The 21,544-nt window shown below is 69.2% G+C and carries 14 protein-coding genes; 8 read left to right on the top strand and 6 right to left on the bottom strand.

Translation table 11 applies throughout. The features are described from left to right. Position 1 precedes the first annotated feature (1 nt). Together NA12_RS07990 and NA12_RS07985 are read right to left on the bottom strand one after the other, a co-directional pair. Positions 2 to 1,510, bottom strand: coding sequence for a phospho-sugar mutase (locus NA12_RS07990; protein WP_067447892.1), 1,509 nt, complete (start codon positions 1,508 to 1,510; stop codon positions 2 to 4). Then, positions 1,511 to 2,290, bottom strand: coding sequence for a purine-nucleoside phosphorylase (locus NA12_RS07985; protein ID WP_067447890.1), 780 nt, complete (start codon positions 2,288 to 2,290; stop codon positions 1,511 to 1,513). A gap of 125 nt (positions 2,291 to 2,415) precedes the next feature. Here NA12_RS07985 and NA12_RS07980 point away from each other — a divergent pair, with 125 nt between their 5' ends. From NA12_RS07980 to NA12_RS07970, 3 genes are all read left to right on the top strand, one after another. Further along, positions 2,416 to 3,117, top strand: coding sequence for an enoyl-CoA hydratase-related protein (locus NA12_RS07980; protein ID WP_067447888.1), 702 nt, complete (start codon positions 2,416 to 2,418; stop codon positions 3,115 to 3,117). Between the two features lie 49 nt (positions 3,118 to 3,166). Beyond that, a complete protein-coding gene (locus NA12_RS07975; RefSeq protein ID WP_067447886.1) occupies positions 3,167 to 4,369 on the top strand; it encodes a M20 family metallopeptidase in 1,203 nt (400 codons plus the stop codon). A 125-nt stretch (positions 4,370 to 4,494) separates the two neighbouring features. Further along, complete coding sequence (locus NA12_RS07970) at positions 4,495 to 5,661, top strand: M20 family metallopeptidase (protein WP_067448012.1); 1,167 nt, start codon at positions 4,495 to 4,497, stop codon at positions 5,659 to 5,661. Between the two features lie 39 nt (positions 5,662 to 5,700). Here NA12_RS07970 and NA12_RS07965 read toward each other — a convergent pair whose 3' ends face one another. Beyond that, the gene (locus NA12_RS07965; RefSeq protein ID WP_056819179.1) at positions 5,701 to 6,162 is read right to left on the bottom strand and encodes a gamma-glutamylcyclotransferase family protein; all 462 of its coding nucleotides are present in this window, start codon (positions 6,160 to 6,162) and stop codon (positions 5,701 to 5,703) included. 300 nt (positions 6,163 to 6,462) lie between these two features. On the opposite strand from NA12_RS07965, the gene NA12_RS07960 reads away from it, so the two are divergent. The 4 genes from NA12_RS07960 (at position 6,463) to NA12_RS07945 (ending at position 11,979) form a co-directional block, all read left to right on the top strand. Beyond that, positions 6,463 to 7,863 (top strand): NAD(P)H-quinone dehydrogenase, encoded by a 1,401-nt coding sequence (locus NA12_RS07960; RefSeq protein WP_067447884.1) that lies wholly within the window; start codon positions 6,463 to 6,465, stop codon positions 7,861 to 7,863. A gap of 289 nt (positions 7,864 to 8,152) precedes the next feature. Then, the gene (locus NA12_RS07955) at positions 8,153 to 9,217 is read left to right on the top strand and encodes a hypothetical protein (RefSeq protein ID WP_243655059.1); all 1,065 of its coding nucleotides are present in this window, start codon (positions 8,153 to 8,155) and stop codon (positions 9,215 to 9,217) included. Between the two features lie 415 nt (positions 9,218 to 9,632). Beyond that, on the top strand, positions 9,633 to 10,709 hold the full coding sequence (locus tag NA12_RS07950; RefSeq protein ID WP_132370165.1) for a DUF8176 domain-containing protein: 1,077 nt from the start codon (positions 9,633 to 9,635) through the stop codon (positions 10,707 to 10,709). A gap of 91 nt (positions 10,710 to 10,800) precedes the next feature. After that, positions 10,801 to 11,979: an aminotransferase-like domain-containing protein gene (locus NA12_RS07945; protein WP_067447880.1), complete on the top strand. Its 1,179-nt coding sequence runs from the start codon at positions 10,801 to 10,803 to the stop codon at positions 11,977 to 11,979. 33 nt (positions 11,980 to 12,012) lie between these two features. Here the strand turns inward: NA12_RS07945 and glpK are convergent, their stop codons facing one another. After that, complete coding sequence (glpK, locus tag NA12_RS07940) at positions 12,013 to 13,509, bottom strand: glycerol kinase GlpK (protein ID WP_067447878.1); 1,497 nt, start codon at positions 13,507 to 13,509, stop codon at positions 12,013 to 12,015. A 277-nt stretch (positions 13,510 to 13,786) separates the two neighbouring features. On the opposite strand from glpK, the gene glpD reads away from it, so the two are divergent. Beyond that, entirely contained in the window at positions 13,787 to 15,571 is a 1,785-nt protein-coding gene (gene glpD / locus NA12_RS07935; protein ID WP_067447876.1) for a glycerol-3-phosphate dehydrogenase, read from the top strand. A gap of 111 nt (positions 15,572 to 15,682) precedes the next feature. Here the strand turns inward: glpD and NA12_RS07930 are convergent, their stop codons facing one another. Both NA12_RS07930 and NA12_RS35025 read right to left on the bottom strand, forming a co-directional pair. Continuing rightward, positions 15,683 to 16,456, bottom strand: coding sequence for a DNA-formamidopyrimidine glycosylase family protein (locus NA12_RS07930; protein ID WP_067447874.1), 774 nt, complete (start codon positions 16,454 to 16,456; stop codon positions 15,683 to 15,685). Between the two features lie 4 nt (positions 16,457 to 16,460). Next, positions 16,461 to 21,443 carry an Lhr family ATP-dependent helicase gene (locus tag NA12_RS35025; RefSeq protein ID WP_084472487.1) on the bottom strand — a complete coding sequence of 1,661 codons (4,983 nt, stop codon included), beginning with the start codon at positions 21,441 to 21,443 and terminating at the stop codon, positions 16,461 to 16,463. Positions 21,444 to 21,544: the final 101 nt, after the last annotated feature.

Raw genomic sequence — 21,544 nt, 5'->3', positions numbered from 1 at the left:
CCTATTCCTCGCTCGCGGCCAGCGACCGGCAGAACCTGGCGAGCTGCGAGAGACGCTGGGCGGCGGACTCTTTCACATCGGTCAGGTCGTCTCGATCGGCGACGGGGACGAAGACTTCCACGTAGCACTTGAGTTTGGGTTCAGTGCCGGAAGGCCGGACCACGATGCGGAAGTCGGCGGCGTCGAAGATCAGCGCGTCGGTGCGTAGTCGACCGCGGATCTGCGCCTGGTCGGTGAATTTCACCGGGGTGCCCGCGATGTCGTTGGGCGGGTTCGCGCGCAGGGCGGCGACCAACTCCGTCGCGGCGGCCTGGTCGGGCAGGCGCAACGAGACCTGGTCGCCCGCGTGCAGGCCGAATTCGACAGCGTAGGAGTCGAGTTCGTTCCGCAACGTCGTGCCCTGCGCCTTCAGCAGGGCGACGAGGTCGGCGGCGGCCACCGCGGCCGAGATGCCGTCCTTGTCGCGGACCTTCGCGGGGTCGACGCAGTGTCCGATGGCCTCCTCGTAGGCGTAGACGAGTCCGTCGCCCGCCCTGGCCAGCCATTTGAAGCCGGTGAGGGTTTCGGCGTAGCGCGCCGATCGCGCGGGGGCCAGTTTCGACAGCAGGCGCGAGGACACGATGGTCGTGGCGACCAGCGGGTCGGCGGGGTGTGTGCGCAGCACGTAATCGGCCAGCAGCACACCGGTTTCGTCGCCGCGCAACATCTGCCAACCATCGGGGCCCGGCACGCCGAGTGCGCAGCGATCGGCATCGGGATCCAGCGCGATCGCCACGTCGGCATCGATCCGCTCGGCCAGCGCGAGCAACAGATCGGCCGCACCCGGCTCCTCCGGATTGGGGAAGGAGACAGTGGGGAAGTCGGGGTCGGGGGCGAACTGCTCCTCGACCACGCGCACATCGGTGAACCCCGCCGCGGCCAGCGCGCGAACCGCGAGTTCACCGCCGACGCCGTGCAACGCGGTGAGCGCGATCCGCACACCCGCCCGCTCGCCGGGACCGCCGAGCAGGCGGGGTAGTTCCGCGACGCGTGCGACATAGCGATCGATCAGTTCGGTACCGGAGGGCGAAACAGTTTCCCGCGCAACCGGTTCGACAACAGCTTCGATGCGCTTCTCGATCTCGCTGTCGGCGGGCGCGATCAACTGTGACCCGCCGTCGAGATACACCTTGTATCCGTTGTCGGCGGGCGGATTGTGCGAGGCGGTGATCTGCACCCCCGCCACCGCGCCCAGCTCGCGCACCGCGAACGCCACCACCGGAGTCGGCACCGGATCCGGCAACGCCGTCACCGGAAAGCCCGCGGCAGTGAAGATCTCGGCGGTCGCGGTCGCGAACTCCGCCGACCCGTGCCGCGCGTCCCGCCCGACCACCACCGCTCCACCACCGAGGCACCGCTCGCGCAGCCAGTCGGCCAGCCCGGCCGTAGCCCGCGACACGGTGGTCACGTTCATGCCGTCCGGGCCGTCGCGCAGCGGTCCGCGCAGGCCTGCGGTCCCGAAGCGCAGCATCTACACGCGCTCCAGAATGCCGCGCAGCAGCTTGCCCAGCCGGGGCGCCGCGGCCTGTCCCTCGGCCAGCACCTCCGCGTGCGAAAGATGTTCGCCGGTAACGCCCGCGGCCATATTGGTGACCAAGGAGATCCCCAGCACCCGCGCGCCGAGCGACCGCGCCTCGATCGCCTCGAGCACCGTCGACATGCCGACCAGATCGGCGCCGATCGTCGACAGCATGCGGATCTCGGCGGGCGTCTCGTACTGCGGACCGATGAGACCGGCATAGACGCCCTCGGTCAGGCTTGGGTCGATTTCCCTTGTCAGCGCACGCAATTCGGGATCCCAGGCATCGACCAGGTCGACGAATCGCGCACCGACCAGCGGGGTGCGCGCGGTGAGATTGAGGTGGTCGGCGATCAGCACCGGCTCACCCACGTGCAGGCCCGCCCTGAGCCCGCCGGCGGCATTGGTGAGCAGCACGATCTCGGCGCCCGCCGCGATCGCCGCGGTCACCGGATGCACCACCTGCTGCGGCGTGTAGCCCTCGTACAGGTGCTGACGGCCCATCAGCAGCAGCACGTTGTTGTCGTTCACGGTGACCGAATGCACCATGCCCCCGTGACCCTGCGCACTGGGCTTACCGAAGCCCGGTAGCTCCGTCATGGGAATCGAGGCATGTGGCGCGCCGATCTCGGCCGCTGCCTCCTGCCACCCCGATCCCAGCACCACGGCCACGCGATGACGCGGCACTCCCGTACGTTCGGCAATCGCCGCAGCGGCCTGTTCGGCAGTCATGAGTGGAGTCTAAGCCGCGTCGGCGGTGGGTGTCCCTGGCCCGAGCCGCAGCGGCGCCACGATGCGGTCCGCACGTTTCGTACCCGCGAGTAGGTAAGCCTGCTGTCGCGGTTTACTCTCCCTGTATGCCGTATTTGGAGCGCTCTGGTGATGTCTTCGTCCTGTACCTCGGCAACGAGGGTGAGACGGACAACGAGAATCGTTTCTCGCCGGACTGGATCGAGGCCTTTCACGCCGCACTCGACGAGGTCGAGGCGTCCGAGGGTGCTGCCGCGCTGGTCACCGTCGCGACCGGCAAGTACTACAGCAACGGACTCGACACCGACTTCGTGTTCGGCAACCTGGACAAGATCCACGGCTATCTCGACCGCGTGCACTCCCTCTACACCCGCTTGCTGACCTTCCCGATGCCCACGATCGCCGCGGTCAACGGCCACGCGTTCGGCGCGGGTGCCATGCTGGCCACGTCCCACGATTTCCGCGTGATGCGCGGTGATCGCGGCTTCTGGTCGCTGCCGGAGGTGCACCTCGGCATGCCGTTCACCATCGGCATGAACGGCTTGCTGAAAGGTCGCCTGAGTAACCAGGTGTGCGTTCAGGCGATGACCACCGGTCATCGCTTCGGTGCCGACGAGGCCATCGCCGCGGGCATCGCCGACGCCAAGGCCGACGCCGACGAGGTGTTGCCTGCCGCGATCGCTCGTGCCGCCGCGCTCACCAGCCTGCGCAAGCCCATCACCCCGATCATCAAAACCGCGCTACACGCCGAGAGCCTCGCCGCGCTGGCCACGCCGGTCACTCCGGAGAACCTTCCCTTCGGGAACTGACCACGCTCGCCGGTGCGCCGCTGTCGGGCACTGATGCAAGACTGGGGGTATGGCACCCTCGCGCACCGGCGAACTCACGGCCACCGCCTCCGACGCCGCGATTGTGGCCGCCTCGGACGAGTTGATCGGGCTCTCGCACGCGATCCACGCCGAGCCCGAGCTGGCCTTCGCCGAGACACGTAGCGTCGCCAAGGTCCTCGCGCCTCTGGTCGAGCGCGGATTCGCCGTCACGCGCGACGTTGCCGGGCTGTCGACAGCGTTTCGCGCGGTGTACGGCAGCGGGCCGCTGACCGTCGGCATCTGCGCCGAATACGACGCGCTGCCCGAGATCGGCCACGCCTGCGGGCACAACATCATCGCCGCGTCCGCCGTCGGCGCGGCGATCGGGCTGGCCGCCGTGGCCGACGCGCTCGGCCTGACGGTGGTCGTGCTCGGCACGCCCGCGGAGGAGAGCGGCGGCGGCAAGGTCCTCATGCTGGAAGCGGGCGCCTTCGACGACATCGCGATGGCCATGATGGTCCATCCGGGGCCCACCGACATCGTCGGCGCGCGCTCGCTGGCGCTGGCCGACCTCGCCATCGTCTTCCACGGTCGCGAGGCGCATGCCAGCGCCGCGCCCGAGTTGGGCCGCAACGCGGGCGACGCGGTGACCCTGACCCAGGTTGCTCTCGGATTGCTGCGCCAGCATCTGCGACCCGGTCAGCAGCTGCACGGTATAGTTTCCGACGGTGGCGTGGCCCCCAATATCGTGCCCGGACGCGCGGAGTTGCTGTATTACCTCCGCGCGGCCGATTCCGGCTCCCTCGACGACCTGATGCGCCGAGCGAAGGCGTGCTTCGAAGCGGGCGCCCTGGCGACCGGCTGCACCCACGACATCCGGACGCTGGCGCCCACCTATACCGAGCTCACGCCCGATCCGGTCATCTCCGCTGCCTACCGCGCGCAGATCACCGGACTGGGACGGGTGCCGATCGCGCCCGAGTTCGAGGTATTGCGCCCGCTCGGGAGCACCGACATGGGCAACATCACCAACGTTGTCCCGGGTATCCATCCGGTGATCGGCATCGACGCGGGTGGTGCGGTGACCCACCAGCCGGAGTTCGCCGCCGCCGCGGTGAACGCCTCGGCGGACCGGGCGGTGCTCGACGGCGCGCTGGCGCTGGCGCGTACCGCTGTCGCTATCGCGGGCGATGAAGTACACAGGGACAGGTTGTTGCAACGGCTGATCGAACGACAGGAGGACATTCGGTGACCATTTCCGGCCATCCGGGCACCGCACGCGCAGGCTCCGACGCGCTATCGATGGGTATGGGTACCCACTCGATGGCACGCGAGACCGCCGCGTGTCCGCCTACGCCGGACACCGAACGAACTCTGATGTCGGGAACCGAGATCGTCGACGCATGGCTGGCCGAGCACGCCGATGACCTGGTGCAATGGCGTAGGCATATCCACGCCAACCCCGAGTTGTCGCGGGCGGAGTTCACCACCACGGAGTTCGTCTCCGGCTGGCTCGCCAAGGCCGGGCTGACTTGGTCGGTGCTGCCGGGCGGCACCGGGTTGATCTGCGACTTCGGCCCCGCCGATCGGCCGCGGATCGCCCTGCGCGCCGATATGGACGCGCTGCCGATGCAGGAATTCACCGGTCTCACCTTCGCCTCGACGGTGCCCGGTGTGTCGCATGCCTGCGGGCACGACGCGCACACCACGGTGCTGCTCGGCGCTGGGCTCGCGCTGGCCGAGGCGCAGGACACGCTGCCGGTCGGGGTGCGGTTGGTGTTCCAGCCCGCCGAGGAAGTGATGCCGGGCGGTGCGCTCGATGTGGTCGCGGCCGGCGGGATGACCGGGGTCGACCGGATCTTCGCGCTGCACTGCGACCCGCGGTTGGAGGTCGGCAAGGTCGGTGTGCGGACCGGTGCGATCACCTCGGCGGCCGACACCGTCGAGCTGGTGCTCGATTCGCCCGGTGGGCACACCTCGCGTCCGCACCTGACCGGCGACCTGGTCTACGCGATCGGCACGGTCATCACCGGCTTGCCCGGACTGCTGAGCCGTCGGGTCGATCCTCGAACCAGCACGGTGATGGTCTGGGGTGCGGTCAGCGCTGGCAAAGCGCCCAATGCGATTCCGCAGACGGGCATGCTCACCGGCACCGTGCGCACCGGCGATCACGCCACCTGGTTGCTGCTGGAACCGCTGGTCCGCGAGATCATCGACGGGTTGCTCGCGCCGACGGGCGTGCGCTACCAGCTCAACTACAAGCGTGGTGTGCCGCCGGTCGTCAACGACCCCACGTCGGCGCTGATGTTCGAGAACGCGATCCTGGGGATGGGCGAGGACGCGTTGGCCGACACCCCGCAGTCGGGCGGGGGCGAGGACTTCTCCTGGTATCTGGAGGAAGTGCCCGGCGCCATGGCCAGGCTGGGCGTCTGGTCCGGGGTCGGCGAGCAGCTGGACCTGCACCAGCCGACCTTCGATATCGACGAGCGCGCGCTGGCGGTAGGCGTGCGAACACTGACGAACATCATCCTGCAGGCACGCTGAGCGAACCCGCGCCGGTCACCTGACCGGCGCGGGCCGCGCTCAAGCTCCCGGCCCGACGTTCTTGCTGTTGCGGGTGCGCAGGGCGTGAACGTAATCCTCTGGGGCGCCTGCCTTTTCGGCCGCGTCGGCGATGACGCCGATGTAGCGGGCCGAGGGGAGGCCGCCCTCGTAGGCATCGAGGACATAGAGCCACGCGAGGCGGGACTCGCCCTGGGTGCCGGTGACCCGGATTCGGATCTTCTTGTGAATTCCGAAGTCGGAACCTTCCCAGCGGTCGAGGCTGTCCTCGTCCTCGGGGGACACGTCGTAGAGCACGACGAACACCCGGGAACCGGGATCCTCGACAACGGTGGCCAACGGCCCTTCCCAGCCGATGTCGTCACCGGCGAAGGTCAGGCGCCAACCCTCCAGCCACCCGGTCCCGGACATCGGGGAATGCGGGCAGCGTTCCAGCATCTGCGTCGAGTCCATGTTGGACCCGTAGGCGGCATAGATCGGCACCATGGAACTGTAGCCAATAACCGCGGCGGAATTCCTGTCTCCCACCCAGATCGGCTCACGGTCACATTCGACGGTGGTCCCGCGGCACCCGTCGGTGACGCCGAGGACCCCGCGCGATCAGCCTTCGCCGCCGCCCACGGGTCGGCCGCTCACGCCGGGAACGTGGCATCGAACACGCGCACCGTTGTTCACCGATCCGACCCGGGCATGTCACATCGCACCTGAAATGATGGGTCGACAGCACGGACGAGCCCTCACAAGGGGCAGGGTTCGATCAGGCGAGCACAAGGAGCGTGACTGGTGGCACGAATCGCGATCATCGGCGGTGGACCGGCCGGATACGAGGCGGCGCTGGTCGCCGCTCAGCACGGGGCCACGGTGACCCTGGTGGACGCCGACGGTATCGGTGGTGCCTGTGTGCTGTGGGATTGCGTGCCGTCGAAAACGTTCATCGCCTCGACGGGGCTGCGCACCGATCTGCGCCGCGCGCGCGACCTCGGCATCAATATCGACGCCGACCAGGCGAAGGTGCACCTGCCCGAGGTGAACGCTCGCGTCAAGGCGCTCGCGTTGGCGCAATCGTCCGATATTCGCACCAAGTTGCAGGCCGCGGGTGTGCAGCTGCTCCCCGGTTTCGGCGAATTGGTGGGGCCCGCACCGGGTTTGGCGCATCGCGTGCGCGCGAACCTGGCCGACGGCAGCTCCGAGGAGTTCGAAGCCGAGGTCGTGCTGATCGCGACCGGCGCGAGCCCGCGGGTGCTGCCGGGCGCCGAGCCCGACGGTGTGCGGATCCTGAATTGGCGCCAGCTCTACGACCTGCCGGACCTGCCGGAGACGCTGGTCGTCGTCGGATCCGGTGTCACCGGCGCCGAATTCGTGTCCGCGTACACCGAGATGGGTGTCCGGGTGAAGCTCGTGTCGAGCCGCGACCGCGTGCTGCCGGGCGAGGATGCCGACGCGGCCCTCGTGCTGGAGGAAGCCCTCGCCGAACGTGGCGTAGAACTGGTCAAGCACGCCCGTGCCGATGCCGTGGAACGCACGGCGGAGGGCATCGTGGTGAAACTGTCCGACGGGCGCACCGTCACCGGCTCGCACGCGCTGATGACCGTCGGGTCGACCCCGAATACCCAGAACCTCGGCCTCGACCGGGTCGGTATCGAACTCGATCGCGGCGGATACCTTCGCGTCGACCGGGTTTCGCGCACGTCGGTGCCCGGCATCTACGCCGCGGGCGACTGCACGGGGCTGCTGCCGCTGGCGTCGGTGGCCGCCATGCAGGGCCGGATCGCGATGTACCACGCGCTCGGTGAGGGGGTGAGCCCGATCAGGTTGAAGACGGTGGCCTCTGCGGTGTTCACCCGCCCGGAGATCGCGACCGTCGGGGTGAGCCAGACCGCCATCGACAATGGTGAGGTTCCCGCGCGCACGGTGATGCTGCCGCTCAACACCAACCCGCGCGCGAAGATGTCGGGGCTGCGGCGCGGCTTCGTCAAGATCTTCTGCCGCCCGGCGACCGGCGTGGTGATCGGCGGTGTGGTGGTCGCGCCGATCGCCTCGGAGCTGATCCTGCCGATCGCGCTGGCCGTACAGAACAATCTGACGGTCACCGACCTGGCGCAGACGTTCTCGGTGTATCCCTCCCTCACCGGTTCGCTCACCGAAGCGGGACGTTTGCTGATGCGCCACGACGATCTGGACTGATGCCCGACACCGGAATGTGAAACGAATCACAAGAGCTTTCGGGTTTCGAATTATGTTGTTCACCAACGCCGCTCGTCGCTTCTCGGCAGCCGCCGAGCCAGGTGTTTGCGCAGGCGGAGCCCGGTGAACTCGAAACCCGGTGCTGCGTTGCCTGTCCCGCGCTCTTGTGGTTGACTCACCGCCGAGGCGTGATCAGTTTGTGGTCGCGTGGTGGAGCAGTGGGGGATTCCCTCCGGGAAAGGGATTACGAAAAGTGAAGCATCGTAAGCCGAGTCGGGCGCAGCGAGCGATGGCAAGTACGTCATTGCCCTTGGCCGCCGCAGCGGCCGTGGCAACCCTTCTCGCGGCGCCGGCCGGCGCGGTCCCCAGTGACCAGCCGACCACCCCCGCGACTCCGGCTCCTGCGCAGCCGGGCCAGCCTTCGGGCGAGGTAGAAGTTCCGGAAACCCCGGAGAGCGTCAAGCCGGGTCAGACGAAGCCGGGCGAGACCAAGCCGGGCGAGACCAAGCCGACGCCGGCCCAGCCGGGTGTCACCAGCCCCGCGCCGGGTCAGCCGGAGCAGGGCACCCCCGCGAAGCCGACCCCGAGCCAGCCGGGTGTCACCAGTCCCCGTGTCGCACCGCTGCCGGTGCCGGGACAGACGCAGCCCGCGGTTCAGCCGGAGCGCGCGGGCGCGACGCCCGACCAGCCGGGCACCGAAAAGCCCGAGACGGGCACCACGCCGAGTCAGCCGGGCTCCACGCCGGGCCAGCAAGGCTCCACCCCGGGCCAGCAGGGCACCACGCCGGGCCAGCAGCAGACGCAGCCCACCGTGCCGTCGGGTCAGGGCACCGGGAACAGCGCCGAGGCCGAGTCTCCGGAAACCCTCGTCCAGGAACCGAAGGAACCGGCCTGGCAGGCGCCACGCCTGGCCAACGCACCCGCCGCGCCCGTCGTCGAGATGGAAGGCGCGCGTCAGGAAATCGGCGTCACCATCGACGGTGCCGGAGTGCTGGCCAACACCCATCACTACAACAACGCCTCGGGCTACGTCGGCACCGTCGGCTACCGGACGCCGGGTGGCGGTTTCGGTGACGCCGGTGTCTCGGTCGAGTACGTCGGCGCGAACGAGGTCAAGGTCACCACCTTCAACGGTGGCGACGGTCGTGCGGACAACACCACCGTGACCGTGCTCGACACCACGCAGGCCAACCTGGCCAAGGCGGCGGTGGAGAATTGGATCAAAGCGCAGCCGGGCGGCATCGCCGCGCTCGATGCGGCCGCGAAGGCTACACTTCCCGTGCCGGGGGAGCTGCTTCAGACGGTGAACGTCGCGGGTGTGAACACCCAGTGGGGCGGCTCGATCCAGTACTGACACGCAGTTTGTCGTGTGGGGCGGTCGCCTTCGACCGCCCCACACGTGTGTCCCGGGAAAGGATTTGGACGTGGGCACCGAGGGCGACGACAACGAACGCGGCGATCAACGACCTGCTGCGGAATTCGGGCCTCCCGTAAGCGGATTCGGGCCGCCGGTCGATGATGCCGGTTTCGGTGGGCCTGTTCCGGCCGCGCCGCCGTCCGCGCCGTCCGGGGTTCCGGAGCGGGGTTGGCGACCGGCCGAACCGCCCTCCGGCGCACCGGGCCCCTTCGGTCCGCCTGCCGGCGCGCCGGGTCCGTTCGGTGCCCCGGTAGCCGGCCAGCCACCCGTTACTCCGCCCCCTGGCGGTCCATTCGGCTCGCCGCCAGCACGGCTCTCGGGCCCGTCCGCGACGCCGACGGGTCAGGGCTCGGTGCCGGGGAGCGGTCAAGCGCCGCCTCGGCTGCCCGAAGGCCGCCGCTCCGCGCCGACCTCGGTCTTCGGTGACGCGGTGGCCACGCCACCGCCCGCCCGGCTGGGCCCGCCAACGCCGTTCGGCGGCCCCACTCCCGCTGGTCCGCCCGCCGCGGACCCGACTGTGCGTTTCGGGGGCGACCAGTCGCGCACCGAGAGCTCGGTCTTCGGCGATTCGGTCTTCGGTGATTCCGTGCCGGTGACCTCCGGTCGGGAACTCACCGAGGTGATCCGTCGTGGTCGCCCCGGTCCCAAAGACCCTGCGCCGCAGGCGCCGTCACGTGATGGTAGGCCCGCGGCGGACACGGTGCGGCCGCCCGAGGGCTCGCGCACTCCGCTGATTCCGGACAAGCCGAGGCCCGCCGCGGACAAGGCGTGGTGGGACAACCCGGACGATGATGGTGGGATTCCGAAGCCACCGTCCGAACCCGGCCTGTCGTGGGCCGATGACCCGATCGCGCGCCGCCTCGCGCCGAAGACGCCGGTCACCGCGGCGCCGGTCGAGCCGGAGCCCGACAACAAGCGCCTGCGCTGGATCATCGGCGGCGTGGCCGCGGCGATCCTGCTCGTGGTGGCGCTGGTCTTGACGATCGGGCTGGTCAAGCGTGGCGGTGGCGCTGATCCCGGTATCACGGCCGCGCCGGTGCCCTCGGTGGTGTCGGGCGCCGAGTGCCCGTCCGTCGCCGAACAGTCCGTCACGGTCGGTAATGGACCGGGCGACACCAGCACCGGCGCCAGGGCCATCCTCGGCTTCCAGTACGCCTTCTACACCGACCGCTCGGGGGCGAAGGTGCGCGACTTCGTGGCGCCCGACGCCGAGAACATCTCGCCCGCCGCGACGATCCAGCAGGCGATCGACGGTCAGATCCCCGCCGGCACCACCCACTGCGTGAAGATGCGTGAAACCAGCACGGGTCGCTACGACGTCGAACTGCGCGAAATGCATCCCGATGGCTCGGCTGTGGTCTACAAGCAGGAGATCATCACCACGAACACTGACGGAAAGTGGCAGGTCAAGTCCATCACCGCTCGGTAATGTCTCGCAATGTGAGACAACAATTTCATATTCTGGTGGACGATATGCAATCGTAGGATGATTGCTTCTCTCGGCGTCCCCGGAGGTTCCCATGTCGCTGACAATTCCCGCATTGGCGAACAAGCTCGCCGGTCTGCAGAGCTCGGCGATCCGTGACCTGCTCAAACTCACCACCCGCGACGACGTCATCAGCCTCGCGGGCGGGCTGCCCGACGGTGCCCTGATGCCGCGCGACCGCATCGCCCTCGCCGCCGAGACCGCCCTGCGTGACCCTGCCGTCCTGCAGTACACGGAATCCTCTGGCTGGCCGGCGCTGCGCGAGGTGATCGCGGCCCGCGCATCGGCCGAGATCGGCCGCACGGTCGCGGTCGCCGAGGTCTTCATCACCCATGGCTCGCAGCAGGCGCTCTCGCTCCTGGCCGAGGTTCTCCTCGACCCCGGCGCGCTCGTGATCGTCGAGGATCCCGCGTATATCGGTGCGCTGCAAGTGTTTCGAGCCGCAGGAGCTCGAATCGTCGCCGTTCCCCTCGACAGCGAGGGCATGCGCCTGGACATCCTCGAAGACCTCCTCGCGGCAGGCGAACGCCCCGCCGTCGTCCATACCGTCGCCACCTTCCACAACCCCGGCGGGGTGACCCTCGCCTCCGAACGCCGCAGGCGACTCGCGAAACTGGCCGAGGAGTACGGCTTCTGGGTCATCGAGGACGATCCCTACGGCGAACTCTGGTTCGATCAGCCCGCACCGGCCCCCGTCGCCTCGTACTCACCCCAGGTGATCCGCCTGTCCAGCGTCTCCAAGATCCTGTCGCCGGCCCTGCGCGTCGGCTGGCTGATCGCCCCCGAAAGAGTCTGCCGCGCAGTGGAACTCCTGAAACAGGGTGCCGATCTCTGCGGCTCGTCCCTCACCCAGCAGATCACCGCCGACCTTCTCACCGACACCCCGTGGCTGGCAGCCCATATCGATTCGATCCGCGCCACCTACGGCACCAGGGCCCGGGCCCTGACCACCGCCCTGCGCGCCACCTTCGCCGACCGCCTGCACTGCACCGACCCCACCGGCGGCATGTTCATCTGGGCCGAGTTCACCGACGACACCAACACCTCCACCCTCCTGACCACCGCCCTGAACGCAGGTGTCGCCTATGTCCCCGGTGCGGCCTTCGCCGTCACCAACACCGCGGACAGCTCCCTGCGCCTCTGCTTCACCACCTCCGACGAAGACACCCTGACCGATGCGGTCACTCGCTTGGCCGAGGCGTCGAGGGTCTGAATCGGGGGTGAGTGAGCTGCCCGGCAGGGGCGCTCAAACCCAGTTGTAGGTGCGTTCCACGGCCTTGTTCCAGTCGGCGTAGCGGTGGGTGCGTTCGGCTTCCGGCATGGCGGGGGTCCAGGTGTGGTCGGCTGTCCAGTTGGCTCGGAGGTCCTCGAGGTCGGACCAGTAGCCGACGGCGAGGCCTGCGGCGTAGGCGGCGCCGAGAGCGGTGGTTTCGCGGACTACCGGGCGGACCACGGGGACGTCGAGGATGTCGGCTTGGAATTGCATGAGCAGGTTGTTGCCGGTCATGCCGCCGTCGACTTTGAGGGTGGTGAGTTCCAGGTCGAGGTGCTGGGCGGCGGCATCGGCGCGCATGGCGTCTACCACCTCGCGGGTTTGGAAGGCGGTGGATTCCAGTGCGGCCCTTGCCAAGTGGGCCTTGGTGACGAAGCGGGTGAGGCCGGCGATGACGCCGCGGGCGTCGGGACGCCAACGGGGGGCGAACAGGCCGGAGAAGGCGGGGACGAAATGCGCGCCGCCGTTGTCGTCGACGCTGCGGGCCAATGGTTCCACTTCCTCGGCACAGGAGATGATGCCGAGATTGTCACGCAACCACTGGACCAGGGAACCGGTGACGGCGATCGAGCCCTCGAGGGCGTATACCGCCGGGGTGTCGCCGAGTTGGTAGCAGGCGGTGGTGAGCAGGCCGTGTTTGCTGAATACCGGCGTGGTTCCGGTATTGAGGAGCATGAAATTGCCTGTGCCGTAGGTGTTCTTGGCTTCACCGGGGGACAGGCACGCCTGGCCGAAGGTGGCTGCCTGCTGGTCACCGAGAATTCCCGCGACGGGGATGCCTTCGAACGGCCCGCGCGTGATGTCGGCGTAGACCTCCGACGAACTGCGGATCTGCGGGAGCAGCGACATCGGGATGTCGAAATCGGCGCAGATCTGCGAATCCCATTGCAGGGTGCGCAGATCCATCAGCATCGTGCGCGAGGCATTGGTGACGTCGGTGAGGTGTCGACCGGTCAGCTTCCACAGCACCCAGCTGTCCATGGTGCCGAAACACAGATCCCCTGCTTCGGCGCGTTCGCGAACCCCGTCGACATTGTCGAGGATCCAGCGCAGCTTCGGACCGGCGAAATAGGTCGACAGCGGCAGGCCAGTGCGGTCCGCGTAGCGCTGCGGACCGAACTCGCCCGCGAGCTCGGTGCACAGTCGGTCGGTGCGCGTGTCCTGCCAGACGATCGCGTTGTATACGGGATCGCCGGTGGCCCGATCCCACACCACGGTGGTCTCGCGCTGATTGGTGATGCCGACCGCAGCCAGATCGTCGGCCGAGCACCGGCTGTTGTCCAGCGCCGCGCCGAGCACCGACTCGGTATTGCGCCACACCTCCACCGGATCGTGCTCCACCCAGCCGGGCTCGGGAAAGATCTGCCGATGCTCGCGCTGCGCGGTCCCGACGATCCGGCCCCGCCGATCGAAGATGATGCACCGACTCGAAGTCGTGCCCTGATCGATGGCGGCCACATAGCGACGCATTGATGCAGGCTACCGAAAGCGGGGCCGATGCCCGCGAACTTTGTCGACGAGGATGACCGCCGGTGTGGATCGGCGGTGCGAGGGCTCTGGCCCGAACCAGCCTGTCGGCGGTCTGTTCGGCGAGCACAGAATGTGCGGACCCGCGGCCCGCCGCGCACGTCCCGAGCGATCGGCGGGCACTACGTTTAGCCTGTACGCAGCGGCGCCGCCGAACGCGGCGGTTGCCCCCACTGTCGGCTGGGACCGGCCGAAATCGGTCGGCGGCGAGGAGTCGAGCATGTCGCAGACACCGGAATTCCTGCACTCGGGTGAGTTGGTCGCAGGCGGGAAGAAGGACCGGCTCGGACCCGGTGATCTGGGCCCCGAGCATCGGCGTAGCGCCTGGGAACGACTGGGTAAGGACGAGTTCGACGTGCTGGTTGTCGGCGGCGGCGTCGTCGGTGCGGGGATCGCCCTCGATGCCGCGACGCGCGGGCTGTCGGTCGCGCTGGTCGAGGCCCGTGATCTCGCATCGGGTACGTCGAGCCGCTCGTCCAAGATGTTCCACGGTGGCCTGCGCTATCTCGAACAGCTCGAATTCGGTCTGGTCAGGGAAGCGCTCAAGGAACGCGAGCTGGCGTTGTCCACCCTGGCGCCGCATCTGGTGAAACCACTCCGCTTCCTGTACCCGCTCACCCATCGCGGGTGGGAGCGCCCGTATGTGGCCGCGGGTCTCACGCTGTACGACACCATGGGTGGCGCGAAATCCGTCCCAGGACAGCATCATCTGACCCGACACGGCGCGCTGCGGCTGGCGCCCGGCCTGCGCCGGGATTCGATGATCGGCGGCGTCACCTACTACGACACCGTCGTCGACGACGCCCGGCACACCATGACGGTCGCCCGCACCGCCGCGCACTACGGCGCCGTCATCCGCACCTCCACGCAGGTCGTCGGATTCCTGCGCGAAGCCGACCGGGTCGTCGGTGTGAAACTGCGTGACACCGAGGACGGGCGCACCGGCGAGGCGCGCGCGAGTGTGGTGATCAACGCGACGGGCGTATGGACCGACGAGGTGCAGAGCCTGTCGCGTCAACGCGGCCGATTCCATGTGCGCGCGTCCAAGGGCGTGCACATCGTGGTGCCGCGCGACCGCATCGTCAGCGATGCCGCGATCATCCTGCGCACCACCAGCTCGGTGCTGTTCCTCATCCCGTGGGGCGCGCACTGGATCATCGGAACCACCGACACCGACTGGAACCTCGACCTCGCCCACCCCGCGGCGACCAAGGCCGATATCGACTATCTGCTCGACCGGGTCAACGAAGTGCTGGTCACCCCGCTCACGCACGGCGATATCGATGGCGTGTACGCGGGCCTACGCCCCCTGCTCGCGGGGGAGAACGACGAGACATCCAAGCTCTCGCGCGAGCACGCCGTGGCCAGGGTCGCGCCCGGGCTGGTGAGCATCGCGGGCGGCAAGTACACCACCTACCGGGTGATGGCGGCTGACGCGATGGATGAAGCGGCACAGGACATTCCGGCGCGCGTGTCGCCGTCGATCACCGAGAAGGTGGCGCTGCTGGGCGCCGACGGCTACTTCGCGCTGGTCAACCAGACGGTGCAGCTCGCGCAGCGCTACGGCATCCATCCGTATCGGATGACGCACCTGCTCGACCGCTACGGCTCCCTCGTCGATGAGGTGCTCGCGATGGCCGAGGGCAAACCCGAACTCCTGCAACCGATTACCGACGCGCCGGCGTACCTGCAGGTCGAAGCGGTCTACGCGGTCGCCGCGGAGGGCGCGCTGCACCTCGACGACATCCTGGCCCGCCGGACCAGGATCTCGATCGAATACTCCGATCGCGGCGCGAACAGCGCCGAGCAGGTCGCCCACCTCGTGGCACCGGTCCTCGGGTGGGACGCCGATGACATCGACCGCGAGGTATCGACGTACCAGGCGCGTGTGCGGGCCGAGATCGAATCGCAGACCCAGCCGGACGACACGTCGGCCGACGCGCTGCGGATCGCCGCTCCGGAGCCGCGTCCGCAGCTACTGGAACCGGTGCCGCAGGACCGCTGATCCGGACCGGGCGAACGGGCGGCCAGCGCAGCCGCACGGGTGCCGGGCGGCCTCGGCTTCGGCAACGGCCTGACGCCCTCGGGAGCGGTCCTGCCACGGCACCCGGTGCGGTCACGGGCGGGGCTGACAGCGCGGGCAGAAGTAGATGCCGCGTTCGCGCTGACTGACGCGGTCGCCCGGGTCGTCCTCGCCGAGCGGCTGGGAGGCGATGGCGGTGCCGCAGCGCGGGCATGGTCGACGGGTCCGGGCGTACACCATGGGCCGCCACGGTGGTTGGTGCGCGGCTTTGCCGAGGACGCGATGAGCCTCGTCGACGAGCGCGGGGAGATCGGGAATCTCCCCGATGGGAGTGGTGGGGTGGACGCGACGCAGGAAACAGATCTCACTGCGATAGATATTGCCGATGCCGGCCAGATTGCGCTGGTCGAGCAGGGCCAGACCGACAGCACGGCGTGGGTGGGCGGTCAGTCTGCGTAGCGCCTCGGCCGGATCCCAGTTCGGCCCGAGGAGATCCGGACCGAGATGGTCGATGACGGTGTGTTCGTCGGCGCGCGCCAGCACCTGAACCTTACCGAGCGAGAACCCGACGGCCTCGACCTCGTCATTGGCCAGGACCAGGCGTGCGGTGACCGGCGGCTTGGTCCAGCGCTGACCGCGATGGAACACCCGCCACACGCCCTCCATTTTCAGGTGGGTGTGGACGCTCACGCGATCGGTGCGGATGAACAGGTGCTTGCCGTAGCTGGCGACCTCCTCGACGAGGTCGCCGACCAGATCCACCGTGGCGTAGCGCGGGACCCGGAAATCGCTGCGGGTCAGGGTTTTACCGGCCAGCCCGGTACGCAGGCGCTCGGCGGCGCGGAAGACGGTGTCGCCCTCTGGCATCGGGCTACACCTGCCTGCGCAGTCGCAGACCGCTCGGCGTCATCGAGAAGCCGGCTTCGATCAGGACTTCGGCGAAGAGGTTGCCGTGCACCGTGTCTCCGTTGACCTTGTCGATCACCAGGCTGTCGACCCGGCGATCGCGCACCAGCCCGGCCAGCGCGAACGCCGCCGCCCGGCGCAGGCCGATGTCCTCGGTGAAGCTGAGCAGCGTCTTGCCGCCGCGCTCCGAGTAGAGCACCAGTTCGCCGCCGACCAGAACCACCAACGCGCCCGCCTTGCGGCCCGGCCGATGGCCGCTGTCGCCGTCGCCCTTGGGCCACGGCAGCGCGGCGCCGTAGGGGTTGGCGGGGTCACACGCGGCGAGGGCCAGGGCGACGCCGGCTCTCGTGTTGTCGCGGTCGGTGTCGAACGAACGGAGGCGGTCGACGGTGTCGGTGGTGGAGAACTGGGCGCCGCCCAGCGTGTCGACGAAATAGCCGCGCCTGCACCGGCCGCGATCCTCGAACTCGGTGAGCACCCGGTACATCAGCTGGAAACCGCCGGCGATCCCTTCGTTCTGCACCGAACCGCGAGTCAGCACGCCGTAGCGTTCGAGCAGTTGATCGGCGGTGGCGTGGGCGCGAACGGTGTTGTCCCGCACGCGTTCGGGCAGGATCGACCAGCGTCCGGCCAGCGTCGGCGGCCCCGACCTGGTCGGCATAGACGGTCGCGGCAGGTACGCGCGACCTCGCGGAGCGCGGCGGGGCGTCCGGTGCGCGGTGGTGGCCCTGGCGGTGCCGGACAGGAGAGCACGCACGGGGGCGAAGGTGTCACCGGAGACGTACCCGGCCCAGACCAGCTGCCACAGCGCGTCCCCAGCGGCCTTGTCGTCGAGCAGACCCGCGGAATCGGAGAGCTGGCGGAAGAAATAGGCGCCGCCGCCGGTCACTGTCGGTGGTAGTCGTGTGGCGCCACCGGACTCGGTGGTTGCGTCGTGTGCTGGATCAGGCCGCGGGTCGGAGGGAGGCGATGGCTCCAGATTCGCGCCGAGGGCGCCCAGCAGGCTGAGCTGGATATCGGTGGGGTCGATGTCATCGGCGGGGGGCAGCGTGAAAGGGGCCTGGTCGGCCAGGTGCAGGGCGATCCAGCCGTCGCGGGCGGTAATTGCGCCATGGCCGGACCACACCACCTCGCCGGTGGCCATCAACTCGTCCAGCAGGGCGGGGGAGTAGTCGCGGACGCGGGAGGGCAAAATCAGCGACTCCCACGCCGAGGCCGGAATCGGTACGCCCGCAAGCTGTTCCACCACTGTCGCGACGCCGTCGACGCCGCGCAGTTCGCCGGATCCCACGTGCTGCCAGGCCGGCAGGAAGCGCGCGAAGGCCGCCGTGGAAACCGGCTCCACCTCGTGCCGCGCGGCAGCCAGTGACCGGCGGCGCAACCGGCGCAAGACCTGGGTGTCGCACCATTCGCCGCCGGCGGTCCCCGGCGTGAACTCACCCTCCACAACCCGCTTCTCGGCGAGCAGACGGTGCAGCGAAGTCGCGGCCACGGCGGCGCCCAAGCCGAATCGGGCGGCGACCGAAGCCGTGGTGAACGGTGCGTGCGTGCGCGCGTAGCGACCGACGAGGTCGCCCAGCGGATCGGGCACCGGTTCGATGAACGCCGCGGGCACCCCGATCGGCAACGGGACCCCGAGTGCGTCCCGCAGGCGCGCCGCATCCTCGACCGCCACCCACCAGGTGCTTCCCGCGAACGAAACCTCCAGCGCCCGAGCCGAATCCCGCAGTTGTGCGAACCACGCGGGTGCGTCGGAGTCGTCGAGGAGATCGCGACCGGCAGCGAGTTCGCCTTCCGCCTCTTCACCGGAGCGGGCGGCGATCGCCGCGGGCGTGTGGTCTTCGTCGGGCGCTCGGCCTTCCATGGCTTCGGCGTGGCGGGCGGCGGACGCGGTGCCGGGTCGAGGGACGCAGCGGGCCGCGGCTTCGCCGGGCGTGAGGGGACCGAGCAGTCGGAGCAGGTCGGCCAGACCCTCGGCATCGCGGGCTCGGCGTTCGGGGGTGAGGCGCTGGAGTTCGTGCTCGGTCAGGGTGATGACGTCGGGGTCGAGGAGTTCGCGCAGTTCGACGCGGCCGAGCAGTTCGGCCAGCAGGCCGGAGTCCAGAGCCAGTGCCGCTGCCCGGCGTTCGGCCAGTGGGCTGTCACCGTCGTAGAGGAACTGACCGATGTAGGAGAACAGCAGGGCGCCCGCGAAGGGGGACGGACTCGCGGTCTCGACCTCGATCAAGCGGATCTCGCGGCGGGCGACCTTGGTGAGCAGCTCGCGCAGGGCGGGTAGGTCGTATACGTCGCGCAGACACTCGCGGACGGTTTCCAGCAGGATCGGGAACTGCGGGAATTTGCGTGCCACGTCCAGCAATTGGGCCGAGCGCTGCCGCTGCTGCCACAGCGGCGCGCGCTTGCCGGGGTCACGGCGGGGCAGCAGCAGCGCCCTGGCGGCGCACTCGCGGAAGCGGGACGCGAAAAGGGCTGAGCCACCGACCTGTTCGGTGACGATCTCGTCGATCTCGTCGGGCTCGAAAGCGAACAGCTCGGCCCCGGGTGGCTGATCGGTGGTATCGGGCAGGCGCACCACGATGCCGTCGTCGGAGGCGGTCGGGGCGGCGTCGATGCCGAACTGTTCCTGGAGCCGCGCGCCCACCGCCAGCGCCCACGGCGCGTGTACCGGGGTGCCGTAGGGCGAGTGCAGGACCAGGCGCCAGTCGCCGAGCTCATCGCGGAACCGTTCCACGACCAGTGTCCGGTCGGTCGGCAATTGTCCGGTGGCACTGCGCTGTTCCTCGAGCAAGCTCACCAGATTGGCCGTCGCGTTCTGATCGAGTCCGGCAGTGCGCACCAGTTCCTCGAAGCTCGCCGCCGAGCTGCTGTGCGTGGCCGACGAGGACTTCGCGCGAGACCCCTTCGGCGCGGCGGAGGTTCGCCTACCGGACGCTTTCGCCCGGGCACCGCTCTTCGCGTCGCCTGTCGTTTCCACAACGTCGTCGGGCGGGCCGGAAAGCTCCGACATGGCGGCGACCAGTGGTATCGGCTCCGACGCCGTCGATGACCGTGCGGCGGGCGCGACTCCGATGTCCGCCACGATCCTGCTCAGCTCATCGGCGGGTACTCGACCTGCGGTTCGCACGAATTCGCCCAGTGCGGCGCCCAACTCGGCCGGTCGCCCCAGCCCGTCACCGTGCCAGAACGGCAACCGCCCCGGCAGCCCGAACGCGGGCGAGACCAGCACCCGATCGAAGGTGATCTCCTCGATCCGCCAACTCGTCGCACCCAGCGCGAACACATCGCCCACCCGCGATTCGTAGACCATCTCCTCATCGAGTTCGCCTACCCGCGAGACCTTCTCACCCACCATGAACACCGCGAACATCCCACGGTCGGGGATCGCGCCGCCGGAGGTCACCGCCAGGCGCTGGGCGCCGGGACGGCCGGTGATGGTGCCCGCGTCGCGGTCCCACACCACGCGCGGACGCAGTTCGGCGAACTCGTCGGACGGATAGCGCCCGGCCAGCAGGTCGAGCACCGATTCGTAGGCCGAGCGGGGCAGATTCGCGTAGCTTCCGGTGGAGCGGACGATATCGAACCAGGCGTCGACGTCGACGGGTTCGAGGGCGCAGGCGGCCACCGTCTGCTGGGCGAGGATGTCGAGCGGATGCGCGGGGATCTGCAGCTTCTCGATCTCTCCCGCGAGCATGCGCTGGGCGGCGACGGTGCAGTGGATCACGTCGGTGCGGTGTTTGGGGAACAGCACGCCCCGCGAGATCTCACCCACCTGGTGCCCGGCCCGCCCCACCCGTTGCAGCCCGCTGGCCACCGAGGGCGGCGCCTCCACCTGGACCACCAGGTCCACCGCACCCATATCGATGCCGAGTTCGAGACTGCTGGTGGCCACCACGCAACGCAGGCGACCGGTCTTGAGGTCGTCCTCGATGATGGCGCGCTGTTCCTTGCTGACCGACCCGTGATGGGCGCGCGCCAACAGGTGGTCGGCTCCGTGGATCACCTCGGTGGACGGTCCGAGCTGGGCGGGTGGCTTGTGCTCGGTCTCCACCGGCTCGCCGAGCCGGGCGGAATAGGTCTCGTTGAGCCGCGCGGTCAGCCGTTCGGAGAGCCGTCGGGAGTTGGCGAACACGATCGAGGACCGATGCTCGAGTACCAATTCGACGATGGCCTCGTCGACATGCGGCCAGATCGAACCCGGCTGGTCGGAGTCGCCTCCGGGATCGGTCATATCGGCCACCGGCACCCGCACCGACAGATCGAAGGTCTTCGGCGCGGGCGGACGCACAATGGTGATCGGCGCGTTCCCGACCAGGAACCGCCCCACCTCCTCGGGCGGGCGGACCGTCGCCGACAATCCGATCCGCTGCGCGGGCTTGTCGGTGAGCTGATCCAGCCGCGCCAGCGACAACGCCAGATGCGCGCCACGCTTGGAGCCCGCGATGGCATGCACCTCGTCGACGATCACGGTGTGGACCCGGGCCAGCGTCTCGCGAGCGGCCGAGGTCAACAACAGGAACAGCGACTCGGGGGTCGTGATGAGAATATCCGGCGGGGTACGCAGCATGGCCCGGCGTTGGGCGGGCGGGGTGTCACCGGAGCGCACCCCCACCGAGATGTCCGGCGGGTCGAGCCCCAGCCGTTTCGCCGTCTGCGTCACCCCTACCAGCGGCGCCCGCAGATTGCGTTCCACGTCCACCGCCAGCGCCTTCAACGGTGACACATAGAGCACCGACGTGCTCCGCGCCGCTCCCGGCTCGGGTGGGTCCCGGTGAGCCAGCTGATCGATGGCCCACAGGAACGCCGACAGGGTCTTACCCGACCCGGTCGGCGCGATCACCAGTGTGTTCTCGCCGGCGGCGATGGCATCCCACGCGCCGAGCTGGGCCGACGTCGCGCTGGGGAAGGCGCCGTCGAACCACTGTGCTGTCGCGGGGGAGAACCGATCCATAGCACCAAGTGTGCACCGACCCACCGACAACTTCGCCGCCATCATGCGCCCCGACCAGCGCGAACATCCGATGACCGGGGCGGCGTGGCGCCCGGGTTGTG

Source organism: Nocardia alba NBRC 108234, assembly GCF_001612665.1.
GTDB lineage: Bacteria > Actinomycetota > Actinomycetes > Mycobacteriales > Mycobacteriaceae > Nocardia > Nocardia alba.
The sequence above is the reverse complement of the archived record's forward strand: the minus strand, read 5'-3'. Positions and strand labels throughout refer to the sequence as shown.